Annotated in this window: 15 protein-coding genes and 1 pseudogene; 7 read left to right on the top strand and 9 right to left on the bottom strand. The window is 74.0% G+C overall.

Translation table 11 applies throughout. The features are described 5' to 3' along the window. Positions 1-2: 2 nt before the first annotated feature. Together JF597_RS26050 and JF597_RS26045 are read right to left on the bottom strand one after the other, a co-directional pair. Positions 3-1,238, bottom strand: a complete 1,236-nt coding sequence (locus JF597_RS26050) for an ROK family protein (RefSeq protein WP_293999403.1) — start codon at positions 1,236-1,238, stop codon at positions 3-5. A 137-nt stretch (positions 1,239-1,375) separates the two neighbouring features. Beyond that, positions 1,376-2,026 carry an alpha-ketoglutarate-dependent dioxygenase AlkB gene (locus JF597_RS26045; RefSeq protein ID WP_293999400.1) on the bottom strand — a complete coding sequence of 217 codons (651 nt, stop codon included), beginning with the start codon at positions 2,024-2,026 and terminating at the stop codon, positions 1,376-1,378. Between the two features lie 67 nt (positions 2,027-2,093). On the opposite strand from JF597_RS26045, the gene JF597_RS26040 reads away from it, so the two are divergent. Beyond that, complete coding sequence (locus JF597_RS26040) at positions 2,094-3,224, top strand: methyltransferase (RefSeq protein WP_293999396.1); 1,131 nt, start codon at positions 2,094-2,096, stop codon at positions 3,222-3,224. Here the strand turns inward: JF597_RS26040 and JF597_RS26035 are convergent. Further along, positions 3,211-4,020 (bottom strand): class II fructose-bisphosphate aldolase, encoded by an 810-nt coding sequence (locus tag JF597_RS26035; protein ID WP_293999393.1) that lies wholly within the window; start codon positions 4,018-4,020, stop codon positions 3,211-3,213. The genes JF597_RS26040 and JF597_RS26035 overlap by 14 nt on opposite strands. A gap of 131 nt (positions 4,021-4,151) precedes the next feature. On the opposite strand from JF597_RS26035, the gene JF597_RS26030 reads away from it, so the two are divergent. Then, positions 4,152-4,931: a DeoR/GlpR family DNA-binding transcription regulator gene (locus tag JF597_RS26030; RefSeq protein WP_293999390.1), complete on the top strand. Its 780-nt coding sequence runs from the start codon at positions 4,152-4,154 to the stop codon at positions 4,929-4,931. A gap of 36 nt (positions 4,932-4,967) precedes the next feature. Here JF597_RS26030 and JF597_RS26025 read toward each other — a convergent pair whose 3' ends face one another. The 3 genes from JF597_RS26025 to JF597_RS26015 form a co-directional block, all read right to left on the bottom strand. After that, on the bottom strand, positions 4,968-5,363 hold the full coding sequence (locus tag JF597_RS26025; protein ID WP_293999387.1) for a luciferase family protein: 396 nt from the start codon (positions 5,361-5,363) through the stop codon (positions 4,968-4,970). 203 nt (positions 5,364-5,566) lie between these two features. Beyond that, positions 5,567-6,496, bottom strand: coding sequence for a carbohydrate kinase family protein (locus JF597_RS26020; protein WP_293999384.1), 930 nt, complete (start codon positions 6,494-6,496; stop codon positions 5,567-5,569). Then, a complete protein-coding gene (locus tag JF597_RS26015; protein ID WP_293999381.1) occupies positions 6,493-7,170 on the bottom strand; it encodes a class II aldolase/adducin family protein in 678 nt (225 codons plus the stop codon). Before JF597_RS26015 ends, JF597_RS26020 begins: the two co-directional genes overlap by 4 nt. A gap of 58 nt (positions 7,171-7,228) precedes the next feature. Here JF597_RS26015 and JF597_RS26010 point away from each other — a divergent pair, with 58 nt between their 5' ends. The 4 genes from JF597_RS26010 to JF597_RS25995 all read left to right on the top strand — a co-directional run bounded on the left by JF597_RS26010 (position 7,229) and on the right by JF597_RS25995 (position 14,981). Further along, a complete protein-coding gene (locus tag JF597_RS26010) occupies positions 7,229-7,894 on the top strand; it encodes a TetR/AcrR family transcriptional regulator (RefSeq protein ID WP_293999378.1) in 666 nt (221 codons plus the stop codon). 146 nt (positions 7,895-8,040) lie between these two features. Continuing rightward, a complete protein-coding gene (locus tag JF597_RS26005; protein WP_293999376.1) occupies positions 8,041-8,616 on the top strand; it encodes a hypothetical protein in 576 nt (191 codons plus the stop codon). Between the two features lie 147 nt (positions 8,617-8,763). Further along, a complete protein-coding gene (locus JF597_RS26000) occupies positions 8,764-12,111 on the top strand; it encodes an ABC transporter permease (protein ID WP_293999373.1) in 3,348 nt (1,115 codons plus the stop codon). A 44-nt stretch (positions 12,112-12,155) separates the two neighbouring features. Further along, positions 12,156-14,981 carry a hypothetical protein gene (locus tag JF597_RS25995; RefSeq protein WP_293999370.1) on the top strand — a complete coding sequence of 942 codons (2,826 nt, stop codon included), beginning with the start codon at positions 12,156-12,158 and terminating at the stop codon, positions 14,979-14,981. Positions 14,982-15,047: 66 nt separating this feature from the next. Here JF597_RS25995 and JF597_RS25990 read toward each other — a convergent pair whose 3' ends face one another. Further along, a complete protein-coding gene (locus JF597_RS25990; RefSeq protein ID WP_293999567.1) occupies positions 15,048-15,959 on the bottom strand; it encodes an ABC transporter ATP-binding protein in 912 nt (303 codons plus the stop codon). Positions 15,960-16,226: 267 nt separating this feature from the next. Then, a complete protein-coding gene (locus tag JF597_RS25985) occupies positions 16,227-16,958 on the bottom strand; it encodes an ABC transporter ATP-binding protein (RefSeq protein WP_293999367.1) in 732 nt (243 codons plus the stop codon). Positions 16,959-17,228: 270 nt separating this feature from the next. On the opposite strand from JF597_RS25985, the pseudogene JF597_RS25980 reads away from it, so the two are divergent. Next, a pseudogene (locus JF597_RS25980) lies at positions 17,229-18,392 on the top strand (MFS transporter); the annotation flags it as partial. On the opposite strand, the gene JF597_RS25975 reads toward JF597_RS25980, so the two are convergent. Then, entirely contained in the window at positions 18,328-19,920 is a 1,593-nt protein-coding gene (locus JF597_RS25975; protein WP_293999565.1) for an alpha/beta-hydrolase family protein, read from the bottom strand. The pseudogene JF597_RS25980 and the gene JF597_RS25975 overlap by 65 nt on opposite strands. Between the last annotated feature and the right edge of the window lie 322 nt (positions 19,921-20,242).

Here is a 20,242-nt window from a genome sequence, read left to right as displayed (position 1 = left end):
CGTCACAGAAGTGCCCCGAGCGGGTCGTCCAGTACCGGCTGCCAGGCCAACTCGGCGGCGCCCACCAGGCTGTTGTGGCTCAGCGTGCACGGCAGGATCGGCACGCTGCCGCTCTGGCCCCACAGGCTGCGGTCGGCGACGACGGCACGCAACCGCTCCGGGTCGGCGTCCAGGAGGGTGCGGTGCAGGCCGCCGAGGATGATGCGGTCGGGGTTGAGGATGTTGACCAGTCCCGCCAGGCCCAGGCCGAGGCGGTCGATGAGGGCCTCGGTGGCCCTGCGGACGGTCGGGTCGCCGTAGTGGTCGCGGATCAGGTCCTCGGCCTGCCGGAGCAGCGACACCTCGGGGCCGGGATCACGGTCCGCCTCGATCAGCAGCGCCAGCGGATCGGCCTCCACGTCCAGGCAGCCCCGGCTGCCGCAGTGGCAGGGGCGGCCCTCGGGGTTCACGGCCAGGTGGCCGACCTCCAGGGCGAGGCCCGAACTCCCCGTGTGCAGGCGGCCGTCGAGGACCAGCGCGCCGCCGACGCCCCGGTGCCCGGTGGCGACGCACAGCAGGTCCCGGGCGCCCCGTCCCGCGCCGTGCCGGTGCTCGGCGAGCGCGGCCAGGTTCACGTCGTTGCCCGCGAACGCCGGGCCGGTGATCCCGGCCGCGCGCACGCACTCCGCGAAGATCCGGCGCACCGGCGCCCCCACCGGCCAGGCCAGGTGGAGGGGGTTGAGGGCCAGGCCCTCCGGTTCGGCGACGGCGGACGGCACGGCGAGACCGGCGCCGACACAGCGGCGGCCGGTGCTGCGCAGGAGGTCGGCGCCCGCCTCGACCACCGAGCCGAGCACCTTCGCCGGGTCGGCGTCGACGGCCTCGCAGCCGGGCGCGGTCGCGACGATCCGGCCGCCCAGACCGACCAGCGCCGCGCGGAAACCGTCGGCGTGGACCTGGGCGGCGAGGACGACGGGGCCGTTCTCGGCGACCTCGAGTCGGTGGGAGGGGCGGCCCTGCGAACCGGCGGCGGCACCGGGGTGGGCGTCGACCATGATCAGGCCGAGCGCCTCCAGTTCGGCGGCGACGGCGCCGGCCGTGGCCCGGGTGACGCCGAGCTCCGCGGTGAGCACCGCGCGGGTGGGGGCGCGGCCGGTGTGCACGAGTTCCAGGGCGGGGCCGAGTGCGCCGCGTCCTCGGTCGAGCCGGGGTTTCGAGGTTCCGTTCCCCGTCGGGCCGGGGGCCGCCTTTCCGCTCATGGGAGGGAGTCTGCCATGATCCGCAGAAACGGCCGCAGCGAAGGTGCGGCGCCGTTGGGGCTGGTCGCGCCCACGTGGCGGAGCCGCATGTCCATACCGCCCCGCGCCCCTTCGGGGCGCGCTTCAGCAGGGGCTTGTCACAAGCCGCTCACTCTCAACGTGACGTTGAGCCGGCCGGTCAGGCCCAGCTCCGCCGGTCCCGTGCCCGGGTGCACCCGCGGCACCCCGTGGTGGGCGAGCCGCGACTCTCCCCCGAACACGAAGAGGTCGCCCGACCGCAGTTCCACGTCCGTGTACGGCCTGCCCCTGCTCTCCGGGTTGCCGAAGCGGAACACGCACGTGTCCCCGAGGCTCAGCGACACCACCGGTGCGTCCGACTTCTCGTCGGCGTCGCGGTGCATGCCCATGCGGGCGTCGGCGTCGTAGAAGTTGATCAGCGCGATGTCGTACGACAATCCGCCGACCGTCTCCGGTCCCAGGGCGTCGGTCACCGCGCGGCGGCCCAGTTCGCCGAGCCAGGCGGGGAACGGCTTCACGGGGCTGCCGTCACCGTCGACGACCGTGCGGGCGTAGGCGTACGGGTGCCAGTGCCAGCCCAGGCAGACCTGGCGGGCGGTCATCGTGCCGCCGCCGGGCGTGCGGACCGTACGCAGGCCCGCCGGGGGCCGGGCCCAGTCGCGGCAGGCGGCGAGCAGCGCGCGCTGCCGGTCCGGGTCCAGCCAGTCGGGGACGTGCACGGCGCCCGGTGCGATGCGGGCGCGCGCCCTCGGGAACAGTTCATCCTCCATGCCCCCATCCTGCCCGACCGGGCCTGAGCTGCGGTTCCGCTAGCCTGGACGCACGATGAGCGACCGTATGACGACTGCGTGGGGCGCGTTCGAGCTGTCCCGCTTCCCGGAGGATCCGCGCGACCGGCTGCGTGCCTGGGACGCCTCCGACGCGTACCTGCTGCGGTATCTCGACCGGGAGCGGACCGGGCTGTCCGGCACGGTCGTGGTGCTCGGCGACCGCTGGGGCGCGCTGGTCACCGCGCTGGCGGAGCACCGGCCGGTGCAGATCACCGACTCGTACCTGAGTCAGGAGGCGACCCGCGCGAACCTGGCGCGCGCGGGTGTCGAGCCGGGCGCGGTGCGGTTGCTGACCACCCAGGATCCGCCGCCGGAGCGGGTGGACGTGCTGCTGGTGCGGGTGCCGAAGAGCCTGGCGCTGCTCGAGGACCAGTTGCTGCGGCTGGCGCCCGCCGTGCACGCGGGGACGGTCGTGATCGGCACCGGCATGGTCAAGGAGATCCACACGTCGACGCTGCGGTTGTTCGAGCGGATCCTCGGGCCGACCCGCACCTCGCTGGCCGAGCAGAAGGCCCGGCTGATCCACTGCACGCCGGATCCGTCGCGGGAGCGCCCGCAGAACCCGTGGCCGTACAGCTACGCGCTCCCCGCGGGCATCGGCGCGGTCTCCGGGCGTACGGTCGTCAACCACGCGGGCGTCTTCTGCGCCGACCGGCTCGACATCGGTACGCGGTTCTTCCTCGGGCATCTGCCTCGGGGGGGCCGCCGGATCGTGGACCTGGGCTGCGGGAACGGGGTCGTGGGTACGGCGATGGCGCTGGCCGACCCCACGGCCGAGGTGCTGTTCGTGGACGAGTCGTTCCAGGCGGTCGCCTCGGCGGAGGCCACCTACAAGGCCAACGGGGTGCCGGGGCACGCCGAGTTCCGGGTCGGGGACGGGCTGGCCGGGGTCGCGGCCGGCAGCGTGGACGTGGTGCTGAACAACCCGCCGTTCCACTCCCACCAGGCGACCACCGACGCGACGGCGTGGCGGATGTTCAGCGGGGCGAAGCGGGCGCTGCGGCCGGGCGGCGAGCTGTGGGTGGTCGGCAACCGGCACCTGGGCTACCACGTGACCCTGCGCCGCCTGTTCGGCAACAGCCAACTGGTCGCGAGCGACCCGAAGTTCGTGGTCCTGAAGGCGGTCAGACGCGGGTAGTGCCGCCGGCCAGCACCCCGATGATCCTGGCCACCTCCCGGGCCATCGCCGCACGTCCGGCACCGAGGTAGGTGCGGGAGTCGACGGCCTCGGGGTGGTCCGCGAGGAAACGGCGGACGGACGCGGTCATCGCCATGGTGAGTGCCGTGCCGACGTTGACCTCGGCGATGCCGCCGCCGACCGCGGCGACCAGTCCCTCGTCCGGGACGCCGGAGGAGCCGTGCAGGACGACGGTCCAGCCGCGTCCCAGGAAGGTGAACTGGGTGCACTCGGTCAGCCCCGGCGGCAGCGGGGTCGACAGTGCGGTGCGGGCGTCGGCGGCCGCGGCGTCGGTGTGCAGGCCGAGGTGGGCGCGGAGCAGGGTGAGCGCGCTGGTGGCGAACCGGGTCTGGACGACGGAGCGTTCGTCGGCGAAGTCCAGGACGACGAGGTCGTCGGCGGCGCCCGTCACGGGGGTCCCGGGGTCCGCGGTGATCGCGACGGTGCGTATCCGCCCCGTCAACTCGCCGAGCAGGTCCAGGACTTCGGTGGTGGTACCGGACCGGGTGAGGGCCAGTACCCGGTCGTACGACCGGCCGTGCGGGAACTCCGAGGCGGCGAAGGCGTCCGTCTCGCCGTGCCCCGCGGACTCCCGCAGGACGGCTGCGGCCTGGGCCATGAAGTACGAGGTGCCGCAGCCGACGATCGCGACCCGCTCGCCCGGTGCCGGGAGGGCGTGGGCCTGGCGGGCGGCTTCGGCGGCGGCTCGTGTCCAGCAGTCGGGCTGGCTGTTCAGCTCCTCGGTGATGTGTGACATACCACTGTCCCCCCTGGACGCGCATCGTGATTGTTCCTGCGTGATACAGCCATCTTTCAATCACAATCAAGCATCCCGTCGTAAACCAGGTGCGCTAAGGTCACCGGGAGATCGAGGAACGGAGGCGGCGGATGTCGCGCGACGCCCGCTGGAAGGCGCTGCTCGAGTTGCTGGTCGAGCGCGGCCGCCTCGAGGTCGAGGAGGCGGCCGCGGAGCTGGCGGTCTCGGCGGCCACCATCCGCCGCGACCTCGACCAGCTCGCCGAGCAGCAGATGCTGGTGCGCACCCGGGGCGGTGCGGTGGTCCACGGGGTGTCCTACGAGCTGCCGTTGCGCTACAAGACGGCCCGGCAGGCCTCGGAGAAGCAGCGGATCGCCAAGGCGGTGGCGGACCTGGTCGTGCCGGGCGAGGCGGTCGGGCTGACGGGCGGTACGACCACCACCGAGGTGGCCCGCGCCCTGGCCGTGCGCGGAGACCTCACCACCGGTACGCCGGCACTGACGGTCGTCACGAACGCGCTCAACATCGCGAACGAGCTCGCGGTGCGGCCCCAGTTCAAGATCGTGGTGACGGGCGGGGTGGCACGCCCGCAGTCGTACGAGCTCATCGGGCCGCTCGCGGACGGGGTGCTGGGGCAGATCACCCTCGATGTGGCGGTGCTCGGGGTGGTCGGCTTCGACGTCGTCCACGGAGCTGCGGCCCATGACGAGGCGGAGGCCGCGGTCAACCGGCTGCTGTGCGAGCGTGCGGCCCGCGTGGTCGTCGCCGCCGACTCCAGCAAGCTGGGCGGGCGGGCGTTCGCCCGGATCTGCGCGGCGGAACTGGTGGACACGCTGGTGACGGACACGGCGGCGACGCCGGAGACGGTACGCCGGTTCGAGGAGGCGGGGATCCGGGTCCTGGCCGTGTGAGTCCGGCGCGGTACGGCCCTGGGACTCGGCTCCCTGTCACATTCCGCTGGTGTCGGCGCTGACGAATCCCGCGCCCCGCTGGTCGTTGCAGCCGAACACCGGCCGGTCGGCCGGGTCGGGCCAGCTCTGCCGGGCCTGGAGGGCGACGCTCACCAGGGTCAGCAGCAGGTCGACGTCGCTCGCGGCGTCCAGTCGTATGGTCACCCACTGCGAGCCGGGGACGATCCGGATCGCCCCCGTGCTCTTGAGGTCCTTGGCGAAGTGCCGGATGGCGTGGGTGGTGAGACGCAGGTCCACATCGCGGTCGGAGTGGAAGTGCGCGATCTCGCCCTGCACCGAACTCACGGCCTGGCCCAGACCGCAGCTCGGTACGGCCTGGGTCAGGTCGGGCCAGGTCGCCAGTTGCGCCAGAGCGCGCGAGGCCAACGTCATGGGGCCATCATGGCCCGCTCACTCTCCGGTAACCAACTAGCGAGCAGTTATTAACCGAGCTGTTGCCGGGCCGGTGCGAACACAGGCGCCCGGGACGAGTGAATATCCGCAGGAATTCAGTGGTTCGAGGGACGGAAGGTATCTCCCGGGCGTCCGGGACGGCCGTGGCCGACGTCACGTTCTGTGCAGGTCTGACTCCTGCCTCACCCGCGCCTGACGCCCGTCGCCGCGAACGCGTCGGCGGCCGCGAGGTCGAAGTCCCCGTGATCGCTGCCGAGACCCTGGGCGACCAGGGCCGCCACGGCGTTGCCGAGGACGGCGGCGTCGTGCGGGGTGCGGCCCAGGCCGATCCCGTAGACGAATCCGGCCGAGAAGGCGTCGCCGCAGCCGGTGGTGTCCACGACGTCGATCTCGAAGGCGGGCACGGACTCGGCGCCGTCGGCGGTGACCAGCAGCGCGCCGTCGCCGCCCCGGGTGACCGCGACCAGCCCGGCGCCGGCACCGACCAGCTTCTTCGCGCCCGCCAGCAGGTCGTCCTCACCGGAGAAGCCCAGGACCTGGTCGTCGTTGGGGAGGAGGTGGTCGACGTACGGCAGCGCGGCCGCGAGCTGCTCGAAGCCGCCGAGCGCGCCGGGGGCGAGCAGGTCCACGGAGGTCGTCACGCCGTGTTCCTTGGCGAAGTGCAGGATGCGCGCGGCGGCGTCGACGCCGATCAACTCCGGTCCGCCGAGGTGAAGATGGTCGGCTTCGGCGAGGGCGTCCCAGGGCACGTCGTCGACGCCGTAGGTGATGTTGGCGCCGAGCAGGTGCAGGGAGGGCCGGTCGCCGTTGGGACGGATGGGCAGCACGCTCGCCGAGGTGGCGGTGTCGGTACGGCGGACGAGGAAGCCGGTGTCGATCCCGGCCCTGCCGAGCAGCTGGACCAGCATGTCGCCGGTCGCGTCGGCGCCGACGGCCCCGGCGCTCCACACGATGGCACCGAGCTTGGCGAGGCTCAGTGCGGTGCCGCCGGCGGTCCCGGCCGCGGTCATCCTGATGTCCTCGACCAGGGCGGCGCCCTGGCCCTCGGGTATCGCGTCCACCGGCCGGACCAGCACGTCCAGCACGTGCACGCCCATGGTGACGACTCTCATGGCTTGCCCTCCTGCAGGGATCGGGTGGTGCCGTAGTTCCGGGCGATCGCGGCCTCGATGACCGCGAGTTGCTGCCGCTCGTCCAGGACGCGGGGCGGTCCGAGGGCCGCCGCGTGCTGGTAGACACCGCAGGCCCATTCGAGCAGCAGGGCGTTCTCGACGGCCTTGTCGAGGGTCGGGCCGACGGTGACCGAGCCGTGGTTGGCCATCAGCGCGGCACTGCGGCCGTCGAGGGCGGTGAGGACCGACTCGGCGAGTTCCGGGGTGCCGAAGGTGGCGTACGGCGCCACCCGCACGGTGCCGCCGAGGGCCAGCAACTGGTAGTGGATACAGGGAAGTTCGTCGAGGACACAGGAGAGGGCGGTGGCCATCGGGGCGTGCGTGTGGACGACCGCGCCGGCGCCGTAACGCCGGTAGACCCCGAGGTGCAGGTCGAGTTCGGAGGTCGGCTGCAGGGTCCCGGCGACGGCCTTCCCGTCCAGGTCGACCACCGTCACCTGACCCGCGGTGAGTTGGGCGAGCACCGCGCCGGTCGCGGTGACCGCGACCCGGTCCCCCACCCGCACGCTGACGTTGCCCGCCGTACCGATCAGCAGGCCCGCCGCCCCCAGACGGCGGCAGACGTCCGCCACCGCGGCCCGCTCCTGCACCAGCGCGGAGCTTGAGTCCGTCATGGCCGCGACGGTAACGTAAACCTGAAACAAAGTCACGTTCAGATTCAGGGGTGGTCACGTGACCGGGCCGACCGCCGGGAAGACCGGGGCCGTACTGCGGCGTACTCCTCAACAGGCCCGCAGCAAGGCCCGGTTGGCGCGTGTACTCAAGGCGGCTGAGCGCGTTCTGATCGCCGAGGGCGTGCCGGCCCTGACCACCACCCGGGTCGCGGCGGAGGCCGGGGTCTCGGTCGGCTCGCTGTACCAGTACCTGCCCGACCGGGACGCGATCATCGACGCGCTGGCCGCGACGTACTTCGCCCAGCTCGAGGCGGTGATGGAGGAGTTCGTGCGCAGCGCGGCGACCGAGCGCTGGTCCGACCCGGTCGGCTTGCTGATCGACACCTACGCCGCGCTCTACCGCACCGAACAGGGCTTCAGGGCCCTGTGGTTCGGCAGCGGCCTGACCGACCGGACCCGCGCGGCGGACCGGGAGCACAAACGCCGGATGGCCGACGGGGTGCACCGGGTCCTGCTCGCGCTCGGCATCGCCGGCGACACGGAAGGGCTCGGCCACGCCTGCCACGCCGCCGTCCTCGCCGCCGACGCGCTCGCCCAGGAGGCCTTCCGCCGCGACGCCGAGGGCGACACCGCCCTCCTCGACGAGGCGAAGGTCATGCTGCGCGCCTACCTCACGGCCCTGGCCGGGCGGCAGGGCCGCCGATCCTGGGCTCCGCAGCCATGACCCTGCTGATCGCGGTGTGGGGAGCATCTCCCGGAGTGGGCAAGTCAACGCTGTGTACCGGTCTGTCCCGATGGCTTGCCGGCACGGGACTGCGGGTGGACCACTTCCGCGAAGAAGAGATCCTGGTCCGTCCCCAGTTCGCGGCGGTGGCCGAGGAGTTCAGGGCAACCGGCACGGTCGCGCCGGGGACACTGATCGCGGCGACCTCGAAGTTCGTCGACGCAGGTGTGGCGAGCGGCGATGACGTGGTGATCGCGGACGCGCTGATGCCGTTCGTGCCGACGTTGCTGGCCATGGGGCACGGCGAAGAGAGCATCGACGCCTTCATGGCCGACCTCACATCAGTTCTCGCGCGGGTCCGGCCGGTCATGGTCTTCCTCGACGGCAATGCCGAGACCGCACTGTCCCGGGCCGCGACGAGGGAAGGCGAGCAGTGGCTGGACCGGTACGTCGGGAAACTCGCCGACTGTCAGGTGAGTCCTCCGGTGGCCGACGTGGCTTCGGCGGTGCGGTACCTGCTGCGTGAGCGTGCAGTGACACTCGGCGCAGTCCGCCGCAGGGACTGGGGGCTCGTCGTGATCGAGCGAGCCGACGAGTTGTCCTCGGACGAAGTGCTGCGGGTCGCGCAACGGAGCCTGAGGCCGTGGCTCGAGACGGTCGGGCACCGGCGCGGACAGACCGGCCGGGCAACGGGACCCGGCCGACCGACCTCACCTCGGTGACGATCGTCCGGTCTCGCCGGACAGGGGCCGAGGGACCTCGTGCAACGCGGTGCGGCTCCGGCCGCTGCCGTGCTCGTTAAAAGAGATCACCGATTCTTGTCTCGCCGGTAGATGCCTGATACGACTGGGGCGCGTGGTCACCGTCACATGTTCGATTCTGCGGGGGTTCATGTGGTCGCCACGGCCTTCACGTCTTCGCCGCGGGCCCGGCAGCGGCTTCCCGTCGTCGCCAGGCGGGCCACGCAGCACGGGCTGGTGCTGACCGCCGTCACGGTGACCGTGCTGCTGTGTGCGACCGCACTGGCCGCGCTCGCGGCGCTGGCGGGGAGCTCGGTGCAGGACGGGGCCGTACGACGGCTGGCCGTCGATCCCGACGCGCAGGTGACGGTCAGCGCGTCCTTCCGGGCCGGCGGAATGGCCGCAGCCGACGGTGATGTGCGGGCCGCTGCCGAGCGGGCGTTCGCCGGGGTGCCGCAGCGGACCTATGTGGGGCTGCTGGGCATGTCGCCGGTGTCGGTGACCGGGGTCGACGGAGTGGCGGGGCCGCCGCGCGTTCCCGGGGTCAGCGGGCTGCATCCGGTCGCGGTGCAGAACGCGGGCATGTTCGGGCAGTTGGTCGCCGGGCGGTGGCCCGCCGGTACCGCCGACGCCCCGGCCGGCGCGTTCACCTCGCTCCCCGAGGTCCGGGTCGCCACCGGGTCCACCGCGCCGGTCGACGCGGCGGTGCCCGATGCGCTGGCCAGGCGCCTGGCCGTCCGGCCCGGTGCCGGGCTCCAGGTGCAGGACGCCTTCGGGCGGCCCCTGGACGTGCGGGTCACCGGCGTCTTCCGGGCGAGAGGTGCCGTCGGCTTCTGGCCCGCCATGGCCGGTGACCTGACCCAGGGGGAGACCGCCGACCAGGACCTGCTGGTGGTGTCGGCGTCGGCGCTCAACGGCAGCGCCGCCCTGAACGGGCAGCTGACGGCCCGCTGGAGCGTGCAGCCCGACTTCTCCCGTGTCGACGCGGGCAGCCTCGCCGGGTTGCACGACCGGCTGCGCGCTTTCTCCGGCAGCCAGAGCCGTGTGTCGGTGTTCCGCGGGCGGCAGCCGTCGCTGGACGACCTGACCGTGGTCTCCGGTCTGCCGGGCGCGATCGAGGACCTGACGGTGCCGATGGTGGCGGCCCGGTCCTCGCTGTACCTGCCGGGCGTGATGCTGGCGGCCCTCGCCCTGGCCGCCCTGGTGCTGGCCGCTCGTCAGTTGACGGTGCGTCGGCAGGAGGAGTTGGCCCTCCAACGGGCCAGAGGGGCCGGAACCTCGCGGTTGCTGCGCGGCGCGGCCGCCGAGTGGGCGCTCACCGGCGTCCCGGCCGCCGTCGCCGCGCCCTTCCTGGCCGGGCTGCTGCACCCCGGCGGCCGGGGCACCGCCGCGTGGGCGGCGGTGGGTCTCGCGCTGCTGGTGCACGCCGCGGCGGTGCTGCTGCCCGTGCTGCCGGCGGCGCGGTGGCGGCCGGCCCGCGGCGCACGGGCCGCGGCCGCGCAGCGGCTGGGCGCCGACCTGGCGCTGCTGGTCGTCGCGCTCCTGGGGTATCTGGAGCTGCGCCGGCACCATTCGCTGCTCGCCGGCCTGGGCACCGGCGGCGCGTCCGCGGACTGGGTGCTGGTCCTGGTGCCGACCCTGGTGGCGGGCGCCGCCGCGCTCCTGCTGTTACGGCTGCTGCCGCTGACCTCCCTCCTGCTGGACGCGTTCGGCCGGCGCAGCCGCGGCCTCGTCCTCCCGCTGGCCGGCTGGCAGGTGAGCCGCCGGGCCGCGCGCAACGCGGGGCCGGTGGTGCTGATGTGCCTGGCCGTGTCGGTGAGTGCCTTCGCCACCACCGCGCTGGCCTGCCTGGGCGGCCTGGCGTCCGAGGAGGCCGCGTTCACCGTCGGCGCGGATGTGCGGATCTCCCCGTCCGCGGCCGACAGCTACCCCTCCCCCGTACTCGACGCCGCCTATCGCGCGCTGCCGGCGGTGACCGCCGTGACACCGGTGACGCAGTCGACGGTGACCCTGCCCGGCGGCGCCACCGAGGAACTGTCCGGCACGATCGGCGGGCCCGCTCCGCACACCCCCTCGCCGGTCGTCTTCGGGATACGGCTGCCCGGACGTCCGGGCGCGCTGCTGTTGGACGAGCGGCTGAGCAGCGACGGCGGCCGGGCGGCGCCGAGCCTGGCGCTGACCTTGCAGGACGCGTCCGGCCTCGTCAGCACGGTGACGACCCGCCTGCCCGCCGCCGACGGAGCCAGGCACGCCGTCGAGGTCCCTCTCGACGTGGCGCTGAGCGGCGGCCACCCGCGGGAGTATCCGCTGACGGTGACCGCCGTCAGCGTCCTGCCGCAGCCGAACGTGCCTCCCGCGCGGCTGGAACTGGACCTGTTCCGGGTGGGCGCGCGCGGTACCGCCGACACCTGGGTCACCCGGCTGCCCGGCGGGCAGGCCTGGGCCGACGGAACGGACCACGCCGCCGACTCCACCGCGGGGGCGTGCGACGGACGTCTGGTCAACACGTACGAGCCCGGCACCCCCGGGGTGTGCTCGGTCGGTTCCGGCGGCTCGGAGGTGCTGCGGACCACCGTCAGCACCGGCATCCCGGCCTCCCAGGCCACCGACGACGCCATCGGCGGCCTGGGCCCCGGTGACTACGACACCCGGCCCGGCAAGAAGGTGCGGCTCGTGGCGGGCCCGGCCGGACGGCCGGTGCCGCTGCCGGTGCGCGCCGACGCCTCGGCACTGCACGACGCGCGCCTCGTCGTGGGCAGCACCACCACGCTGGACCTGGACGGCGCCCGGGTCACCGCCAGGATCGTGGGCCGGGTCGACTCGTTGCCCGGACTGGGCCGCGGGCAGGGGCACCTGATCGCCGACCAGCGCCAACTCGCCACCGCCATGACGCTGGCCGGTGCCGACCAGCAGGCTCCAGCGTTCTGGTGGCTCAGCAGTACCGACAGCGCGCGCACGGCCGCCGCCGCCGAGGCACAGCCCGCGCTGGGCGGCGTCACCACCACGCCGCGCACCGCCGCGGCCCTGCGGGCCGACCCGTTCCGCAGCGGGCTGCGCCGGGTGCTGGAACTCGTCAGGTATCTGGCCCCCGGTTTCGCGGTCATCGCCTTCACCGTGCACGCGGTGGTCTCCACCCGGCAGCGCCGCAAGGAGTTCGCCCTGCTGCGGGCGATCGGCATCCGCGCCGGAAGCCTGTCCGCGCTGCTGGGCGCCGAGCAACTGGGAGTGGCGCTGTTCGCGGTGGTCCCGGGCGCGTTGCTGGGCATGGGCCTGGCATCGGCGGTGCTGCCCCTGGTCACCGTCGACGACAGTGGACAGACCCCCTATCCGCCGCTGCCGCAGGTCCTCCCCTGGGCCACCGTGGCACTCACCACGGTGGCGACCGCCGTGGCCGTCAGCGCGGTGGTGCTGGCCCTGGCCCGGCTGCTGGCCCGGGTGGACCTGGTACGTGTGCTGCGAGCGGGGGAGGACCGTTGAGCCGGGCGGGCGGAGGCGACCGGGAAGGCCGGAAAGGGTGCACGGTGACACGACCGGTGGGCACGGGCGCGGCGGTGACGCGGCGCCTGATACGCAAGGAGACCCGCGGCGACCTGCCGCTGCTGGCCTGCCTGGCGGTGATGGTCCTGGTGCTGACGGCGCTCTGCGCCTGGGCCCCCGCCTTCGCGGGCGGCCAGGAGGACCGGGCACTGCGGCAGCGTGTCGACGCCGCGCAGGCCCAGGCGCCCCTGATCAGCGTGAGCACCACACCCGAGGTCTTCGACACCGTGCCGCCCGCCCTGCACACGGCCGCCCTGCTCGACGGCGGCCGCACGCTCACCGAGCAGCTCAGCGGCCCCGCCGCGCGGCATGTGACCATCACCGGCGGCAGTTACGACTACGACCAGGCGGCCCTGATCACGCCGCGGCCGCCGGGGCCGGCCGGCCTCAGCGCCGAGCTGACGGTCAGCTACCTGCCGTCCGCGCGGGCCCACCTGCACTACGTCAGCGGCCACGCGCCGGCCGACCGCACACCGCTGGGCACCGCGCCCCAGATCGGGTTGTCGCAGGCCACCGCCCAGGCGCTCGGCGTCCGGGCCGGCAGCCGGCTGACCCTCGAGTTCGCCAAGACGCTCGGGGTGCAGACCGCCCCGCCCCGCGCGGGGCTGCTGGTGAGCGGTGTCTACCGCGCCAGTGCCGCGGACGACGACTTCTGGACCGGACGGGAGACGCTGGACCAGCCGTCGCGCTACCCGGCCGAGCATTCCGCCGGCACGGTGCTCGCCGTCCGCGGCCTCGTCGGCCTCGACGCCGCCGACCTGCTGGCCGGCGCCGGGGTGGGCGGCCCACGGGTGACCTGGCAGCTGCGCGCCGACCTGTCCGGGGCGGCGCTCGACCGGGCCCGCGCGCTGCGCGGACCGCTGTCCCACTACAGCGCGGACCTCAGCGCCGCCCTGTGCCCGGGGGCCGACCCGATCACCGGCGACACCAGCTGCAACGTCGGCGGTCAGACCACCGGGTCCCTGCTGGTGACCGACTCCCTGACTCCGCTGCTCGCCGCCTTCACCGCTCAGGACCGGCAGGCCAGGGACCTTGCGACGTTCGCCGTCGACGCACCGGCCGCGGTCGCGCTGGCCACCGTCACCGTCGCGGTAAGGCTGCTGCTGCGGCGGAGACGGGCGCACCTGCGGTTGCAGCGCGCGCGGGGCGCGTCCACCGCGCGGCTGGTGCTGCTGCGCTGCGCCGTGGCCTGGCCGGTGGTACTGGTCGCCGCACTGCTCGGCTGGACGGCCGGAGGCGCCCTCGCTCCCGCCGGCACATCTCGATCGCCGCAGCCGATGACCGCCGCCCTCGCCGCCGCGGTGGTGGCGCTGACAGTGCCGCTGTTGACCTGGCTCGCGGTCCGCGAGCCGCGCAGACCCGGCCGGCTGCGGCGCTCACGCCGGAACATCACCGTCGGCCGACGCGTGGTCCTGGAGCTGACGGTGCTGGTCACGACGGCGGCGGGGGTGCTGGCGCTGCGCTCCCAGGGCCCCGACGGGATTCTGGGCGCGGTGCCGGTACTGGTGGCGCTCACCGTCGTGCTCGTCCTGCTGCGGGTCTACCCGCCGGCGCTGCGCCCGGTGCTGCGGCAGGCCCGGCGCGGACGGGGTGCGGTGGCCTTCGTCGGGGCGGCCCGGGCCGGGCACGACGCCCCGGCGACCGGGCTGGCCCTGTTCGTCCTGGTCCTGACCCTGGGGACGGCCGTGTTCGGCGGCCTCGTGCACCGTACGATCGACGACGGCCTGGCCACGGGTGCGGCCTGGACCGCCGGCGCCGACGCGAGCGCGACCGTGGACGGGACCGTGGACCTGACACCGGGGGCCGGCACCACCGGCACCCGGACCGCCCTCCAGCATCTGTACCTCCTCGACCTGACAGGGCAGGCCGACGGCGCGGTGATCTCACCGGTCGCCGTGATCACCGTGGATCCGCGGCAACTGGCCGCCGTCGCCCCGAAGTCCCCACTGGCCGAGGCCCTGCTGTCCGGGCCGGCGGGGACCCGGGCCGGCGCGCACGCCCCGCTGCCCTCCCTCCTCTCTCCCGTCCTGCGGGCGCGCGAGCGCACCGGCGGTTTCACCTCCACGGTCGTACCGGACGGACAGCCCCCCGTGGACCTGACCTTCGAACCGGTCGGCACCCTCACCGCCGCGGAGCTGCGCGACCCTCTCCTCGGGCCGGTCACGGCGCAGATCCCCGCCGGGACGCCGATGCTGATCACCATCGCCGGAGCCGAGCGGCTGATGCCCCACCAGTCCGCGGGAAGCACCGTCCTGCTCCTCAAGGGCGACGGTGCCGCCGCAGCCGCACCCGCGGCACTGCGGTCGGCGGCCGCCCGGGCGCTCGGGCCGACGGCCCGGATCCACGTCCGCTCCCAGACGCTGAGCGCCCTGCGCACGGACGGGCTGACGCGCGGACTCGGCACGATCTACACCACCAGTTCCGTCCTGGCCGCCCTGTCGGGCCTGCTCGCGCTCGTCCTGGAACTGACCCTCACCTCCCACGAGCGCAGCCGCACCACCTCGTTCCTGCGCACCCTCGGACTCGGCGCCGGGCAGGCCGGGGCGCTGCACTTCCTGCAACTGCTGCCGCTGGCGGTCGCCTCAGCGGTGGGTGGCACGCTGCTCGGGCTGCTCGAACCGCGGCTCATGGTGCGGGCACTGGACCTGCGGCAGTTCACCGGTGGCCCCGCCCAACCGGCCCTGCACACCGACTACTCGCTGACCGTCGCCCTCGTCGCCGGCGTGACCGCGCTGGTGCTGGCCGCCGCGGTCACCGAGACCGTCCTGGCCCGCCGGCGCGGACTGGGAGCCGTACTGCGCCTCGCGTGACGGCTCGGTACGCGCGGACCGCCGGGGCAGCCACCGGGCGCCCCGCACGGCTCGCTCCCGGCGCTCTCAGCGTCCGGGGCCGCCGCTCGCCGCGTCCGGCGCGTCGGACCCCGCCCGGCGCGCGGCCTTGTCGGGCCACACGCCGACGTGGTCGCTCTCCAGGACCAGCCGCACCCGCTTGCGCAGGTGCAGGCGCTCGGTGAACTCGCCCGGCAGCTGCAGCCGGCCGCTGCCGTCCAGTACCGCGTACTCCTCGGCGGTGAGCACCTCCACACCGTCCTCACCGGTGGCGACCCGGCGCAGCACCTCGGTCGAGGTACGGCCGTTGCGGATCCGTACGGTGCGCTGCACCTGTTCGGAGACCAGCGCGTCGTGGGTGACCACGATCACGGTGACACCCAGGTCCTCGTTGGCCCGGCGCAGCGCCGCGAAGACCTCGTCGCTGGTGGCGGTGTCGAGTTCGCCGGTGGGTTCGTCGGCGAACAGCACCCGCGGCTCGTTGGCGTTGGCGACGGCGATGGCGACGCGCTGCTGCTCGCCGCCGGAGAGCGTGTCGGGGGTGCGGTCCCGGCAGTGGCCGACGGACAGCAGGTCGAGCAGTTCCTCCGCCCGGGCCCGGCGCCGGGAGCGCTTGATCCCGGTGTACGTCATCGGAAGCATCACGTTCTCGGCCGCCGAGAGGTAAGGCAGCAGGTTGCGGGAGGTCTGCTGCCAGACGAAGCCCACGGTGCGGCGGCGGTAGCCGAGCCGCTCGCGGCGCTTCATCGCCAGCAGGTCGTGTCCGGCGACCTCGGCGGCACCCGCGGTGGGCACGTCCTGGCCGGAGAGTATGCCCAGCAGGGTGGACTTGCCGGAGCCGGAGGCCCCGACCACCGCGATCATCTCGCCCTCGGCCACGGTCAGGTCGAGGCCCTGGAGGGCCTGCACTTCGACGCCCTCCGTCTGGTAGATCCGCACCAGGTTCTCGCAGACGACCATCCCCGCCTCACGTTGCGGGACGCCGGCCACGGCCCGTCGGCGCAGCTCGTCCAAGTCCGGTGCACCGATCGGCTGTTCGTGAACTGCCACACGCTCCCCCGCGGTGGTGAGGTCTGCGGACAACGCTGTCAGACAGCCGCCAGGATAGTCCGGAAGTCTGTACGAGGGGCGCGATCCGCCGGCTCGGCGGCGGCACGCCGATCAGCGTGGCTCGCCGCAAAGGGCCGCCCGGCCCCTGCTCCCGCCGTCGGTCCGCGGGCGGTGCCGTCAGACGTCCTCGACGATGCGGCCGTCGCGGAGTTCGAGCACGCGGTCGGCCAGCGCGAGGAGTTGTGTGTCGTGGGTGGCGACGAGGGCGGTGACGGATTCGCTGCGGACGACGGCACGCAGCAGGTTCATCACGGTGAGACCGGTGTCGGCGTCGAGCTGGCCGGTGGGTTCGTCGGCGATGATCAGCGCCGGTTCGTTGGCGAGCGCCCGGGCGATCGCGACCCGCTGCTGCTGGCCGCCGGACAGCTCGCCGGGACGCTGGTCGGCGTGGTCGGAGAGGCCGACGAGGGAGAGCAGAAGGCCGACGCGGGCTTCGCGGTCGCGGGCCGGGACCTTCCGCAGGCGCAACGGAACCCCGATGTTCTCCGCAGCGGTCAGGACGGGGATGAGGCCGAAGGACTGGAAGACGAAGCCGACACGGTCACGGCGCAGCGCCAGCAGTTCGTCGGCGCCGAGGCCGGCCAGGTCGGTGCCGTCCAGGGTGATCCGGCCGCCGTCCGGAGTGTCGAGGCCGCCGACCAGGTTGAGCACGGTCGTCTTGCCGGAGCCGGAACGGCCTCTGAGGGCTACGAGTTCGCCGCGCGACACCTGGAAGGAGACACCGCGCAGGGCGTGGACCGCGGTGTCGCCGCGGCCGTAGGTGCGGCGCAGGTCCTCGACCACCACCATCGCGCCCGTCGGCGTCCCGACGCCCGCCACGGCGCCGTGACCGCTGGGCTGCTCGCGCATGTCCCCTCCCCCGCCCGGCCCCGGCTCGGCCGGGGTGGTCCTGCATCCGCACCGTACGGTACGCCTGCCCCCCGCCGGAAGATCTCGGCGGGCCACCCCGAGGCCAGCGGCATCCCGGCCCCCGCGCAACCACTGCACCCTTCGTCGAGCCGTGGCGGACGGGCGGCTCCCACTGCGAAGACCCAGCGACTTCCGCCCTTGCCCCGCTCAGCGGCCCTCACCTAGCCTGAGTTTGTGCCGCTAATAAACAAAGCCCGTCCGCACAACGCCGTGCCGGGCAGCCGGTCCGACCTCACCCGCCTGCGCATCGCCCTCACCGTCTTCTTCGCCCTCGACGGCTTCGTCTTCGCCGGATGGGTCGTCCGCATCCCCGCGATCAAAGAGCAGACGCACGCCTCCACCGGCGCCCTGGGCCTCGCCCTCCTCGGCATCTCCGCCGGCGCGGTCATCACCATGACGGTCACGGGACGCCTGTGCCGGCGCTACGGCAGCCACCCGGTGACCGTCGTCTGCGCCGTCCTGCTCTCCCTCAGCGTCGCGCTGCCCCCGCTCACCCACTCCGCACTCGCCCTCGGCGCCGTGCTCTTCGTGTTCGGCATGGCGTACGGCGGCATCAACGTCGCGTTCAACAGCGCCGCGGTCGACCTGGTGCGAGCCCTCCGGCGCCCGATCATGCCCAGCTTCCACGCCGCTTTCAGCCTGGGCGGCATGCTCGGCTCCGGTCTGGGCTCACTGATCGCCGGCCTGCTCACCCCCACGCAGCACCTGCTCTGCCTCACCGCCGTCGGCCTTGTGGTCACCCTTCTCGCAGGCCGCACGCTGCTGCGCACTCCCCCGCCGGCCACCCCCGAGGACGACGCGCCCCGGACGACGGCCGCACCGCACCGCCCGGCACGCCGCACCCGGCTGCTCGTCGTCACGTTCGGGCTGATCGCGCTCTGCACGGCCTACGGCGAGGGGGCCATGGCCGACTGGAGCGCCCTGCACCTGCAGCAGGACCTGGACGCCGCACCCGGCACGGCCGCCATCGGCTTCTCCTGCTTCGCGCTCGCCATGACCGTCGGCCGGCTCAGCGGGACCAGACTGCTGGAGGCCCTGGGCCAGACGCGCACCCTGGTGTTCGGCGGCGCGACCGCCGCGGCCGGCATGCTGCTCGGCGCACTCGCCCCGGCCCTGTGGGCGGCCCTCCTCGGATTCGCGGTGACCGGGCTCGGCCTCGCCAACCTCTTCCCCGTCGCCGTCGAGCGCGCCGGCAGTCTGGCCGGCCCCGACGGCGTCGCCGTCGCCTCCACCTTCGGCTACGGCGGCATGCTCCTCGGACCGCCCGCCATCGGCTTCATGGCGGACTGGCTCTCCCTGCCCACCGCCCTCACCACCGTCGCGGCCCTCGCCGCCACCGCCGCGGCCATCGCGCTGCTGACCCGGCGCACGGCAGGGCACACGCGCTCGTCGGCAGGGTTCCGTACCGGTGGCCGAAGCCGTCCGGCACGCTGTCGGCGCCGGCCAGGTCGCAGGCCACCTGCCAGAACGTCAGCAGCGGATACCACTGCATCGCGGGCGAGACGTCCCGGGCACGTGGCCGGTCGAGCCAGTCCGGCCGGTGGAAGGCGAGGGCGGGCGACCACCAGACGACCGGGTCGGAGCCGTTCTGGAGGTAGACCGCGCGGGGCTCACCCCAGGGCGCGGCCGGGATGCCGTAGTCCGCCGGTACCTGCGCGAAGCGCACGTGTGCGCCGTCGTCGACCACCGGCCGCCACTCGGGGCTGCCCGGCCGCCGCTGCGCGGTGACCGACTTCCACAGCGGGTTGTCGTAGGTCGGCCCGACGAACAGCGCGCCGCCGGTCTCCGCGACGAGCGTGGGCAGGGAGCCGTTCAGGGCGGACTCCACGGAGAAGGAGCCGAGGCTCTCGCCGTAGACGAGCAGCCGGGGGCGGGAACCTGCGGGGAGGGTCCGCCACTTGGCGTAGACGGCGTCGAAGAGGGCCCGTCCGGTGCCGGCGGCCTCGTCCTCGGTGAGCGCGGAGACCCAGCTGGGGAGGTAGGAGTACTGCATGGCGACCATGGCGGTGTCGCCGCCCCACATGTACTCCAGGGGTTTGCTGCCCTGGTCGTTGATCCAGCCGGTGCCGGTGGTGCCCATGACGGCGAGGATCCTGCGGGAGAAACCTCCGGTGCGTTCGAGTTCGCGTACGGCGAGGGCGGCGCGTTCGCCGAGGGTGTCGGCGGAGCGCAGGCCGACGTAGACCCGTACCGGATCCTCGGCCGGGCGGCCGGTGAAGGCGGCGATGTCGGCGCGGGTCGTGGCGGTACCGACGAAGTTACGGCCCTGGGCGCCCAGCGTGTCCCAGTGGGCGGCGGACTCCGGGCTGCCGGAGAGGGTGCGCGGGCCGGGCTGGTGGACGCCCTCGGCGGTGCCCTGGTCGGCGAGGGAGGCGGTGCTCTCGATCGCGTCCAGTGCCGCGTTCAGCAGGAATCCCTGGACGACCCCGACGATCACGAAGGCGGCCAGGACGACCCCGGTGGCATAGGCGGCAGGGCGCGGGACGAGGGCGTCGAACGCGTGGGCGGCGAGGCGGGTGCCGAGCCGTACCGTCCGGGCGGCCAGGAGCAGCAGCGTCGCGACGAACGCGGCCACGAACGGGACCAGCGCCCACTGCCACCACACGATGTGCGGGGGCAGCGTCACCGCCCGGCGGACCTGGTCCTCCCAGCGGACGCTCCAGACGGTGACGGTGACCACCGCGGCGGCGCCGAGCCCGCCCAGGGCGGTCCACAGGGTACGGCGGACACGAGGGCGGATACGGACGCCGGCCCAGCGCAGCAGCAGCCGGGCGAGGGTCTCCAGCAGGGCCCCGACGCCGTAGCCGACGGCCGCCGAGACGCCGGCCGCGAGTCCCTGCAGCCACCAGGCCCGCGGGAGCAGGGACGGGGTGAGGGACAGGCAGTAGCACAGGACCGCCACCGCGATCCCGCCCCAGCACGGCCGCCGCCGGACCACCCGGCCGGGGCCCAGGTGCCCGCGCACCCGCTCAGCCGTCCGCCGGGTCCAGTCCTTCGTACGACTCACAGCACCGCCCGCACCACTCACTTCGCCACCTCGGGACCACGATCGGCCACCGCACCCGCCGCCGCATCCGGAAGATCCGGAGAGAATCCGGAGGATCCGGAGAAAAGGTGCGAAGCTGCATGAGGTGTCCCATCGTGGTGGGCATGGCCCAGGCCCGGACGACCGAGCACGCCACCCCGTTCACCGGCGTGGTCGCACCGGAGCCGGGCGTGGTCCC

Source organism: Streptomyces sp., assembly GCF_019510245.1.
Classification (GTDB): domain Bacteria; phylum Actinomycetota; class Actinomycetes; order Streptomycetales; family Streptomycetaceae; genus Streptomyces.
The sequence above is the reverse complement of the archived record's forward strand: the minus strand, read 5'-3'. Positions and strand labels throughout refer to the sequence as shown.